This is a genomic window from Acetobacter conturbans (assembly GCF_011516755.1).
Classification (GTDB): Bacteria; Pseudomonadota; Alphaproteobacteria; order Acetobacterales; family Acetobacteraceae; genus Acetobacter; species Acetobacter conturbans.
Map to the genome: position 1 here is coordinate 1 of NZ_WOSY01000036.1, position 11,144 is coordinate 11,144.

General features: G+C 53.4%; 8 protein-coding genes and 1 pseudogene. 8 read left to right on the plus strand and 1 reads right to left on the minus strand.

Annotated elements, in window-relative coordinates; genetic code table 11:
- Positions 1–447 precede the first annotated feature (447 nt).
- Positions 448–1,382, minus strand: a pseudogene (locus tag GOB81_RS16475) (IS5 family transposase).
- A 467-nt stretch (positions 1,383–1,849) separates the two neighbouring features.
- On the opposite strand from GOB81_RS16475, the gene GOB81_RS16480 reads away from it, so the two are divergent.
- From GOB81_RS16480 to GOB81_RS16515, 8 genes are all read left to right on the plus strand, one after another.
- On the plus strand, positions 1,850–2,302 hold the full coding sequence (locus tag GOB81_RS16480; RefSeq protein WP_025860006.1) for a MarR family winged helix-turn-helix transcriptional regulator: 453 nt from the start codon (positions 1,850–1,852) through the stop codon (positions 2,300–2,302).
- 125 nt (positions 2,303–2,427) lie between these two features.
- Positions 2,428–3,552: an FAD-dependent monooxygenase gene (locus tag GOB81_RS16485; RefSeq protein ID WP_173571366.1), complete on the plus strand. Its 1,125-nt coding sequence runs from the start codon at positions 2,428–2,430 to the stop codon at positions 3,550–3,552.
- A 31-nt stretch (positions 3,553–3,583) separates the two neighbouring features.
- Entirely contained in the window at positions 3,584–4,066 is a 483-nt protein-coding gene (locus tag GOB81_RS16490) for a (2Fe-2S)-binding protein (RefSeq protein WP_173571367.1), read from the plus strand.
- Positions 4,063–7,632, plus strand: a complete 3,570-nt coding sequence (locus GOB81_RS16495; protein WP_173571368.1) for a molybdopterin cofactor-binding domain-containing protein — start codon at positions 4,063–4,065, stop codon at positions 7,630–7,632. Before GOB81_RS16490 ends, GOB81_RS16495 begins: the two co-directional genes overlap by 4 nt.
- A 63-nt stretch (positions 7,633–7,695) precedes the next feature.
- The gene (locus tag GOB81_RS16500) at positions 7,696–8,736 is read left to right on the plus strand and encodes a 2,5-dihydroxypyridine 5,6-dioxygenase (RefSeq protein WP_173571369.1); all 1,041 of its coding nucleotides are present in this window, start codon (positions 7,696–7,698) and stop codon (positions 8,734–8,736) included.
- On the plus strand, positions 8,733–9,377 hold the full coding sequence (locus GOB81_RS16505) for an isochorismatase family protein (protein ID WP_173571370.1): 645 nt from the start codon (positions 8,733–8,735) through the stop codon (positions 9,375–9,377). Before GOB81_RS16500 ends, GOB81_RS16505 begins: the two co-directional genes overlap by 4 nt.
- A gap of 5 nt (positions 9,378–9,382) precedes the next feature.
- On the plus strand, positions 9,383–10,171 hold the full coding sequence (locus tag GOB81_RS16510; RefSeq protein ID WP_173571371.1) for an alpha/beta fold hydrolase: 789 nt from the start codon (positions 9,383–9,385) through the stop codon (positions 10,169–10,171).
- Positions 10,172–10,247: 76 nt separating this feature from the next.
- Positions 10,248–11,000 carry a maleate cis-trans isomerase family protein gene (locus GOB81_RS16515; RefSeq protein ID WP_277876933.1) on the plus strand — a complete coding sequence of 251 codons (753 nt, stop codon included), beginning with the start codon at positions 10,248–10,250 and terminating at the stop codon, positions 10,998–11,000.
- Positions 11,001–11,144: the final 144 nt, after the last annotated feature.

Genomic DNA, 11,144 nt, shown 5'->3' on the forward strand with positions numbered 1-11,144 from the left:
GCCTGTCCTGACTCGACCCGCTCTCTCCAGCAGTCAGGAGGTGGCCACCTCCTGACTGCTGCCTTTGTCGCATACAGCGACCCGGATTTCATAAGACAAGTCCTGAGCCTAGTACGCTTGGCGAGATTCGAACTTTGACTGAGCAGAATGCGTGCACAAGCCCGCCATCCGCCCTTGCCGGTAGAAAGCTGATGATTCATGTCGGCTGCTGAGAAACTCTCCCATCACCTGCATGACCAAGATGATGGCAGAATCAGCCATCCGGTAAGTAAGCTGCGCGAAATAAGCCGAAGCTTTCTTGAGGATCTTATTGGCCCGACGCAGTTCACGAACCTTACGCTCAAATCCCTTGATCCTTGCAGCCTCGGCTGTGGTCGGTCCCGGTTGTGCCGGCTCTGTTGCACAATTCACTCTATCGGCGTGACTGCACCGTTATAGAGTATTCCGTTACTGAACCGCATGTGTGAGTGGGGTTCCGAGCGCTGTGAATCGGTTAAGGGTAGCAACACGGATATGAACTTCAGTGATCAGGCGGTCGAAATCGCGTGCTGTCAGACGTTGGCCCGGCAGTTTGATGCAGTGCATCTTCGTCTCGACGCGGCTTCGTCGATGATAACCGCTCCACCGTCTCCAAAGAGCCCGTGCAAGATGTCTGCAGGCCCGTAGAGCTTCGTTTCGGGCGATGGCTCCTGCTGATGTGGGACACCATGGCTTTGCGTTTTTTCGAGGAGGTATGACAGCCTGGGCGCCGCGGCCGGCAATGGTTTTTCATGGGATCTCCTCGTGTCAAATGCGCCATCAGCCGTGACGCTGGCGACGTCCTCCTCATCGGGGATCTGCTCCAGAAGCACCGGCAGGACCGGAGCATCACCGACATCATTTTTCATGATCTCAACAGCCCTGATTTCCAGTGAGCCTTCGTCAACAGCAATATGAAGTTTGCGCGAGATCCTGTGCTCTGATGCCCCGTGTTTGCGGGTGTGCCATTCACCTTCTCCCTCAACCTTGATCCCGGTGCTGTCGATCAGAAGATGGAGCGGGCAGTTCGAACTGCGATAGGGGACATCGACCGGCAGGGATTTCTGCCGGCGGTTCAGCGTGCTGAAATCCGGCACAGACCATGCAAGTCCAACCAGACGCATAAGACTTTCAATAAAACCCGTTGTCTGTCGCAGGGCAAAACCGAACAGAATTTTCAGTGTCAGACAGGTCTGGTTCGCAGCATTGCTGTAACCCGGCTGACGCTCACGGCGCCCCGTCGGAAGGTCTTCCAAATTCATCGACGGGTCAAACCATACCGTTAGAGAACCACGCGTTTTCAGTGCTGCGTTGTAGGATGACCAGTTCGTCGTTCGGTAGCGCGTGGATTTCGGTTTGCTCATGCCAATCAGTTAACAAACTGGATTCAAACAGGGAATCCTTGGTCGGTATTTGCGTAACAAAGCCGGGCATAGGGCTCATCCTCCGAGAGTTTTACTCTCCGGTAAACCTGGGGCAGTTCAGTCGCGGTGATCGTCACAGCGACACGCAAGGATCAGGGCGAACAGATTCTCCATCTCGATGCGTGTTTGCGGACACAGGTCGAACGCGGAGTGCGAGGAACATTCCACCCCGACCATAGCCGTTACGGGTTGAAGGAAATTTTTCTGAATCATTCAGAAAGTGTATGAATTTAAAAATCATTAATAGGAATAATATGTTTTCTATAAATATGTTGTAATTTTTAAAAACTTTGTTTCTTTATTAATGGTGGGATAACGTTTATATATTTGAATGTGGCTGCTTAAAAAATATGCATCCTCACGCTTTTATGTAACATGAAAATATTTCTTTTCTGAGGTTTTTGATTATGTCCGATTTTAAAAGTATTTTATCTTCGGATTATGCTCTTGAAAAGCAAATTGGCCATCTTTTACGTCGCGCCTACCAGAGGCATACGGCTATTTTTCAAAAAGAAATTCCTGATATTGATCTGACTTCAGTGCAATTTGCGGTCATGACAGCGATACGCAAATTGGGTACTGCGCCGATCGTGCAAATCAGTCATGAGACTGCCGTTGATCATGCAACCCTGCGTGACGTCGTTTCACGTCTCAAAAAGCGGGGGCTTGTGCAAATTGTTCAGGATAAGGCGGACCGACGCCAACGTCTGGTGTCGATTACGCCAGAAGGAAAAGAACTGATTGAAGCAACAATTCCAGTGGCGAAAAAGGTTACTGAATTGACTCTTGCTCCATTGGATGAGTGTGAACGCATTGCGGCACTTCATATTCTGGGCAAGCTTGCAATTTCGGATTCGTAATTAAAAGCGTATCTAAACCGAAATAAAATTCTTGACGGATAAGTTTATCTCAATAAGTATGCATATATCGCGTATACGCTATATATGCCTTAAGGGGCAGAACCGTAGTCAAGGATTCAGAGACAATGGCAAATGGAATTCGCATAGGAATCGCAGGGGCCGGCCTGGGGGGTGTCGCGGCTGCGGGGCTATTGGAGCGGGCGGGTTTTGATGTTGTGCTGTATGATCAGGCGCCTGGCTTTTCAAGGCTGGGAGCGGGTATTCAGTTTGGCCCTAATGTACTGAAAATCTTGGCGCAGCTTGATGGTCTGGACAAGGAACTGGAAGCAATTTCTTGCCTGCCAGATTACTGGGTTAGTCGGAAGTGGGATGATGGTACCATTATGGCCAAAATTCCCCTGAATGCGGAACGTTCACGTTATGGCGCGCCGTACATTACAATCCATAGGGGAGATCTGCACCAGCGTATGTTGGAGCGCATTAGCCCGGAGCGGGTACGTTGGGGTCATAAGCTGATTGATTTCAGTGATAATGGTCGTGAAGTGGCACTGACGTTTGAAAATGGTGCACTAGAAATAGTTGATATCCTGATTGGCGCGGACGGTATTAATTCCTGTGTGCGTGAAAAACTATTTGGCATGGATGAGGCTGTTTATACGGGCTGGATTGCGCATCGGGCTATCATTTCCGGACAGGCCGCTAAAGCACTTGGGGCTGATGTCAATGCCAAGTGGTGGTCTGACGACAGGCATATCGTCTGTTATTATCTGGATCGTGAGGAAAGCGAATTCTACCTCGTAACAGGTGAGCCTGCGGAATGGACGAGCCGGGCCGGGCAGTTGCCCAGTAGCCGTGAGGCATTGCGTGAAGCCTTTAAGGGTTTTCATCCGCTAGTTCAGGGTTACATTGACGCCACAGATGTCGTGACAAAATGGCCGCTAAAAACACGACAGCCCTTGCCTGTGTGGCATCAGGGGCGGACTGTACTGCTGGGCGATGCTTGCCACCCTATGAAGCCGCATATGGCCCAAGGTGCTGCAATGGCCGTGGAGGATGCTGCGGTTCTGGCGTTAAGCCTCGCCAAGCTAGGAGTGTCTGACCTGAACCATACATTTGGCGCTTATTATACAGCACGTAAGGAGCGGGCGACCAAGGTGCAGTCTATTTCCAATGCGAATACATGGCTGAAACAGCCGGAAGATCCGTATTGGTGCTACGGCGACAATGTGTATGACCTTTCTTTTGGCTGACAGTTGATCCTTTAAAATAAAGGAATGTGTCATGGTGGCGAGCGTTTTTCTTAATGTGAATGGACGTCGCCACGAGGTGGTAGCCTCTCCTGCGACGCCGTTACTGAATATTCTGCGCAACGATCTTGGGCTGAATGGTCCCAAATTTGGGTGTGGTTTGGGAGCTTGTGGTGCCTGCACTGTCCTGCTGGATGGACAGGCGGCCAGAAGTTGTAGCGTGCGGCTGGATACCGCCGCACGGTGCGCAAATATTGTGACGCTCGAAGGGCTTTCTGCTGATGGTAAGGATCCAGTGCAACTAGCCTTTGTTAAGGCACAGGCTGCACAGTGTGGATACTGCCTTAACGGTATGGTGATGACCTTGCGGGCATTTCTTGATGCAGTTCCTAACCCTGATGAACGCGGACTACGGGAAGCGCTCAAATATAATTTCTGTCGTTGCGGTACACATATGGAAATTCTGTGTGCGGCAAAGATCGCAGCGGGCCTGAAACCGGAGACTGATTTAACATGAAAGGCATGTTACAGATTTTCCAGCAGGCGGTTCCCGCAAAGGGATTGTCGTCACGTAATAATTTTGTCCCGCGCGAAGAAACACTGCTGGAAATTGCAGCAGATGGGCAAGTGCGTGGCTTTTGCGGTCATGTTGATCTTGGCACGGGTATCGCCACATCGCTTGCCCAGATTATGGCCGAGGAACTGGATGCAGAGCCAGCTCAGGTGCAAATGGTTCTGGGGCACACCGACCAAACGCCGGATCAGGGTGCGACCATTGCTAGCGAAAGCATTCAGGTCACGGCCCGCCCTTTGCGGCGGGCTGCTGCGCAGGCGCGGCTGATTTTGCTGCAACGTGCAGCCGAACTGACAAAGCTGCGTGTAGATGAGTTGGATATTCGTAATGGCCGGATCAGCACTGCAGATGGGAGTGTCGATCTCGGATTCAGTGATCTGGTGTCAGGTTTATCTGTACGGTGTGAGTTAGATGCTAAAACGCCGGTCAAACCTGTTTCGCGCTACCGTTTAGTAGGGCAGGATCTTCCGCGTGTTGATATTCCTGACAAGGTCACGGGACGTGCAGTGTATGTGCATGATGTGCGTGTGCCTGACATGGTTCATGGTCGGGTTATTCGGCCGCCCTATGGAGGGTATGATCATGGTCCTTTTGTTGGCCGTACGCTTCTATCCGTAGATAGACAGTCCGTGGCGGGTATGCCGGGGCTGCTGGATATTGTCGTGCTCGGTGATTTTGTCGGTGTTGTTGCTGAACGTGAAGAGCAGGCGGCAGCTATAGCAGCAGCCTTGCACCTTACATGGGCACCTGTTGCCCTGCCGAATTTGTCTGATCCTTTGGAAGCATTGAAGGCAAACCCTTATACAGAGCGTGTGGTGCTCGATAGGGGGGATGCTCAGGCTGCTTTGCCGGAGCTTTCGCAGCGTCTGGATCGTGAGTATTTCTGGCCTTACCAGATGCATGGTTCCATAGGCCCGTCTTGTTCCGTTGCACACTGGCAGGAGGGGAAGCTCAAGGTCTGGTCCGGCACCCAGAACCCTCACATGCTGCAAGCTGATCTGGCACTGCTGATGGGGCTGGAACCGACTTGTGTTTCCGTCATTAGGCATGAGGCTGCGGGGTGCTACGGGCGTAACTGTGCGGATGATGTCGGGGGCGATGCTGCCTTACTGTCCCGTGCCGTGGGGCGGCCTGTGCGGGTGCAGTTGTCGCGTGAGCAGGAGCATGTCTGGGAGCCTAAAGGAGCGGCGCAGCTTGTTAGCATTAGGGGCGGGCTTGATGAAGCGGGCCAGCCTCTCGCCTATGACCTGCATACGAGTTACCCGTCGAACGTGTCGCCCCTGCTGGCGCTGGTGCTGACAGGAGCCGTGCCAGCCGCAGTGCCGCAGGTGGCGCAGATGGGGGATCGTACTTCAGTTCCACCATATGCCTATCAGAATGCACGCATAACCGTGCGTGATATGCCACCGATGGCGCGGGCATCATGGTTCAGAGGCGTGTCCGCCCTGCCTAACAGTTTTGCCCATGACAGTTACATAGACGAACTGGCAGCTGCGGCAGGGGTAGACCCGCTGGAGTATCGCCTGCGTTACCTTCCTGACGAGCGCGCTGCGACTTTGTTAAAGGCTACAGCAGCAAAAGCTGACTGGCAGCCCCGCGTCACTCTGCCACAACCCGATGCACGGGCCAGAGTACTGGCCGGGCGGGGGCTGGCCTATGCGCAATATGTGCATGGCACATTTCCCGGTGTCCCTGCTGCTTGGGCTGCCTGGGTTGCAGATGTAGAAGTTGATAGACTGACAGGCGTAGTAACGGTAACGCGCGCTGTTGTTGGGCAGGATGCGGGGCTTATGATTAACCCTGCGGGTGTCCGGCACCAGTTGCATGGGAATGTTGTCCAGTCTATCAGCCGGGCGCTGAAGGAACAGGTGACGTTCGACACCGAAGGTGTGGAAAGCCGTGAGTGGGGTGGTTACCCTATCATTACGTTTCCCGAGGTGCCATGGATAGATTCCGTCCTTGTGAACCAGCCAGAACAGCCACCCCTGGGGGCTGGAGAGTCGACATCTGTTCCCAGTGCTGCGGCTATTGCCAATGCGCTCTACGCTGCAACAGGGGTACGTTTTCGAGACGCCCCCTTTACCCCTGAAAAGGTCAAGGCACGGCTGGATGAGGCTCTTGGTCCTTTACAGCCACCAGTCCCGACTGCTTTGGCGGCTTTGGCTACGTTCGGGCAGCCTGCATCACCGGCTGCCAAGCAACGCAACTGGAAAACCATTTTGCGAGCCGGTGGGTTGGCCGGACTGTTTGCTGTGGTCGGCGGTGGGCTGAGCAGTCTTTTGCCCTGGCGGGTCGCAATTGCGCCTGTGCCTCCACCTGTGCCCGGCATGTTCTCCCAAAGCGTCATTGACAGAGGCGCGCAGGTTGCTGCGGCAGGAGATTGTGCCGTGTGCCACACCGTGCCGGGAGGTATTGAAAATGCGGGTGGGTTTGGTCTTAAAACACCATTTGGTACGATCTATACAACTAACCTGACACCAGATCCCGAAACTGGTCTGGGCCACTGGTCCTATACCGCATTCGCACGTGCCATGCGCGAAGGGGTCAGCCGGGATGGGCATCATCTTTACCCTGCCTTTCCATATACAAGTTTTGCAAGAATTAATGATACGGACATGCAGGCGCTTTATGCGTACCTAATGTCTCAGCAGCCAGTCCGGCAGGAAGTGCCGAGTAGCCGCCTGACATTCCCGTATAATATCCGTGCGTTCATGGCCGGGTGGAACACGCTGTTTCATAGTTCGGCTCCCTTCACACCCGACCTGGCCCGTTCCGCATTATGGAACCGTGGCGCCTATTTGGCGGAAGGTGCGGGGCATTGTTCCGGTTGCCATACGCCTCGCAACGCTCTGGGGGCAGAGCGGTGGCGGTCTGCTTATCTGGCGGGTGGAGAGGCAGAGGGGTGGAATGCCCCAGCCCTCTCAAATCTGTCAGTATCACCGTTACCCTGGAGTGAGCAGGATCTCTATGCGTATTTACGCACAGGGTTCAGTCCTAATCATGGCCCGGCAGGCGGCCCTATGGCGCCTGTGGTGCATGCTATGCAAGCTTTGCCGGACGAGGATGTGCAGGCAATAGCACATTATATCGCTTCGTTTGACACCCGTCAGCCGACCGAACCCGTACTGGCCCGCAGACAGGCCGTTCTGGCGGCTGCTGCCACGCAGCAGGCGTTGGACGCAGGGGAGGGAGCGCGGATCTACAACACAGCTTGCGCCGCCTGTCATGAAGGAGAGGGAGCGCATTTGTATGGTGCGCGCCCACAACTGGCGTTGAACAGCAATGTGTGGGCCAAAACACCGGATAATGTTGTCAACGTCTTGTTGAATGGTGCTCCTGATCCCGCCCACGGCAGTGCCAACACCATGCCAGCCTATCGGGATCTGCTGTCTGACCGGCAGATTGTCGAGGTTGTCTCCTACTTACGTCGCACGATGGCGCCGGGAGAGAAGCCTTGGCCGAACCTGCCGGAACGGGTCGCTGCATTGCGTGCTCTGGCGCACCCTTAATGTTTTTTAGAATACGGGTTTTCGTTCCGATGAAAATGCCATTTGTCATGAAGGAAATATGCCATGCCTGTCAGTGATTTTGAGCTTTTAGGCGCTTGGCGCCAGGTGCTCGAGCTGTGCGGCCTCCAGAAGGGGCAAAGTGTTGCGCTGCTAACATCTTCCAGTACCAACGAGCAGACACTGCGCTGTGCTATTCTGGCGGTGCAGGAACGCGGAGCCATTGCCAACAGGCTTGACCTCCAACCAAGCAATGGCAGCGTTTCTCTGTCACGTGATCCGCTGGCATTCGTGGGTACAACACCGCTGACGGAAAACCGGGCCGCAGTCGAAATGCTCAAGGCAAGCGATCTGGTTCTTGATCTGATGACGCTGCTTTTCTCGGCTGAGCAGCATGAAATTCTCAAGGCAGGCGGTCGTATTCTTCTGGCTGTTGAACCGCCGGATATTCTGGTGCGTATGACGCCTACATTGCAGGATAGGGGAAAGGTACTGGCTGCCTCTGCCGTACTGCGTGCAGCCCGAACCATGACGGTGAGTTCAGAGGCCGGTACAGATGCAACGTTCGCACTGGGAGATTACCCCATTCTGGAGGAATACGGCTTTGTGGATAAGCCCGGTCGCTGGGATCATTGGCCGAGTGGATTTTTAGCCACATGGGCGAATGAAGGCACAGCGGAGGGGCGTATTGTGCTGGCTCCTGGTGACATTCTTCTGCCCCAGAAAAGTTATGTTACGGCAGCGATCACCTGCCATCTGGAAAAAGGCTACGTAAAAGCGATTGAAGGTGGCTTCGAAGCAGATCACCTGCGCGATTATATGGAAAGTTTCAATGACCCTGAGGTATTTGCCGTCTCGCACATAGGGTGGGGTCTGCAGCAACGGGCGCATTGGTCTGTCATGGGGTTTTATGACCGTGAGGCCAGTATCGGTATGGACCCGCGTGCCTGTGCAGGTAATTTCCTATGGTCAACCGGGCCGAATAACGAAGCCGGAGGCAAGCGTGAGACGGCCTGCCATATAGATATTCCCATGCGGAACTGTACCGTCATGCTGGATGGAAAAGCAGTTGTGCAGAATGGCAAACTTCTAGGAGATAAAGCATGACAGCTATGGATGGGCGTGATGAGCAGCGCTACCAAAAACAGGGATTTGGCAACCAGATTGGCATTGTGGGGCGCATTGGCCTGTTAATTGTTGATTTTGTCAATGGTTTTTCAGACCCAGATGCTTTTGGTGGTGGCAATATTCCACAAGCCATTGCGCGGACGCGCACATTGCTGGCCGAGGCCAGAAAACGCGGGTGGAAAGTGGCCCACTCACGGATCGTTTTTGCGGATGATGGTTCGGATGCGAATATTTTCTCGTTGAAGGTTCCAACCATGCTGGGGCTGACAGAAAATAATCCGGCCTCAGCTATTGTGCCCGAACTTGCTCCGGAAAAAGGCGAATATGTCGTACGTAAAACCGTGCCATCCGCGTTTGCAGGTACACCTCTTGCTGCGTGGTTTGTGACACATGGTGTGCAGACTGTGGTGGTCGCTGGGTGCGTGACATCAGGGTGTGTACGCGCCAGCGTGCTGGACGCTCTGCAGGCAGGCTTTCGTCCGGTTGTCGTATCGGACTGTGTGGGAGACAGAGCTATTGCCCCACATGAGGCTAATCTTTTCGACATGGCGCAGAAATGTGCCGATGTCATTGATCTTGAAACGCTTCTGGCCACAGTGCCGGATCAGGCAGGAGTATAATAAGTATGAGTGAAACCCGGTTGCTTTATGGTGCGCATGTTCACGCCAATGGTATTCGCCAGCATTACCTGCGTTATGGTGGAAAAGGGAGCCCTCTGGTTCTGGTGCCCGGCATCACCAGCCCCGCAATAACCTGGGGGTTTGTTGGGGAGCGTCTGTCCGCTACGCATGATGTTTATATTTTGGATGTGCGCGGTCGTGGGCTGTCTTCAACCGGAGCGGATCTTGATTACGATCTCGATAGTTATGCCAATGATGTAACCGCCTTCATTGAAGCGCTGGGCCTAAAAAACGTAACGGTTATGGGGCATTCTATGGGCGCGAGGATTGGTATTCGTGCTGCCAGACGAAATCCGTCGACTATTTCACGTCTTCTCTTGATTGATCCTCCTGTGAGTGGGCCGGGTCGACGCGCCTATCCTGCAAAACTCGACTGGTATACAGAGTCTATCCGGCTTGCACGACTGGGTATGAGTGCGGAAGACATGAGCCGTTTCTGCCCGACATGGACTCTGGAACAGCGCGAGCTCCGAGCGCAATGGTTGCATACGTGCGACGAGTTAGCCACCCGGATCACGTTTGAAAAATTTCATACTGAGGATATCCATCAGGATATTCCTCATCTGAGCATGCCTACCCGTCTGGTTGTTGCTACACGTGGCGGTGTGATCCAGCCTGAGGACGAAGCTGAGATTGCGGGGCTCAACCCGGCAATTTCGATCGTTAAGGTGCAGGATGCTGGCCATATGATTCCCTGGGATAATCTTGAAGGTTTTATGGAAGCCGTTTCCTAGGAGCGTATTTTCTCAGAATAACAAAAAACAGCAGTCATTAAAGTGATTGCTGTTTTGGGTATGAAGGTAAAAATTTATGAAAACACACTATCGCATTGGCCAGATCGTGCCGAGTTCCAACATTACCATGGAAACGGAAATTCCGGCTTTATTGCGTTTAAGAGAAAACATCCGGCCTGAACGGTTTACCTTCCATTCAGCCCGGATGCGGATGAAAACGGTCAACAAGGATGAACTGGCGGCTATGGACGGTCAGTCAGACCGTTGCGCACTTGAACTCAGCGATGCCGCTGTGGATGTGCTTGGTTATGCCTGCCTTGTAGCGACCATGTCTATGGGACTGGGCTATCATAGGGTTTCCGAACGGCGGCTGCATGGCCGCACGGTGGAGAACGGGCAACCTGCACCTGTCGTAACAAGTGCTGGGGCGCTTGTTGATGCCTTGAAAGTGCTTGATGCAAAAAAGATTGTTGTTATTGCACCCTATATGCGGCCCCTGACTGAGCTTGTAGTCAATTATATAGCCAATGAAGGGCATACTGTTATTGATTATGTGGCGCTGGAGATACCCGATAATCTGGATGTTGCCCGACATGACTGTTCCCGCCTTCCAGATATTGCGCGCTCTCTGAAGTATAGCGATGCAGATGCCGTGATTGTTTCGGCTTGTGTTCAGATGCCCTCTTTGCCTGTTGTACCCATGGTAGAGGCGATTACAGGCAAACCAACTCTCAGCGCCGCAGTGGCGACAACCTATGCCATGTTGAAACAATTGGGACTTGAAAGGGTTGCGCCTGGTGGTGGTGCCTTGTTGTCAGGGGCTTACTGATACTCTTTTTAAGGAACAGGGTAGGGGGAAACTGGTTCTTCCGCACTTTTCGTGATGGGTATCTTGTACTGAGGTTCCGGAACTGGGAAATCCAGAAAGTCGTTCACTTTCATGGATATTCCCCAGTGTCACGCCTTCGGTCTC

Bases quoted from the DNA above. Each gene is read 5' to 3' on its own strand.
- GOB81_RS16480 (WP_025860006.1), top strand. From the start codon at position 1,850: ATGTCCGATTTTAAAAGTATTTTATCTTCGGATTATGCTCTTGAAAAG.
- GOB81_RS16485 (WP_173571366.1), top strand. From the start codon at position 2,428: ATGGCAAATGGAATTCGCATAGGAATCGCAGGGGCCGGCCTGGGGGGT.
- GOB81_RS16490 (WP_173571367.1), top strand. From the start codon at position 3,584: ATGGTGGCGAGCGTTTTTCTTAATGTGAATGGACGTCGCCACGAGGTG.
- GOB81_RS16495 (WP_173571368.1), top strand. From the start codon at position 4,063: ATGAAAGGCATGTTACAGATTTTCCAGCAGGCGGTTCCCGCAAAGGGA.
- GOB81_RS16500 (WP_173571369.1), top strand. From the start codon at position 7,696: ATGCCTGTCAGTGATTTTGAGCTTTTAGGCGCTTGGCGCCAGGTGCTC.
- GOB81_RS16505 (WP_173571370.1), top strand. From the start codon at position 8,733: ATGACAGCTATGGATGGGCGTGATGAGCAGCGCTACCAAAAACAGGGA.
- GOB81_RS16510 (WP_173571371.1), top strand. From the start codon at position 9,383: ATGAGTGAAACCCGGTTGCTTTATGGTGCGCATGTTCACGCCAATGGT.
- GOB81_RS16515 (WP_277876933.1), top strand. From the start codon at position 10,248: ATGAAAACACACTATCGCATTGGCCAGATCGTGCCGAGTTCCAACATT.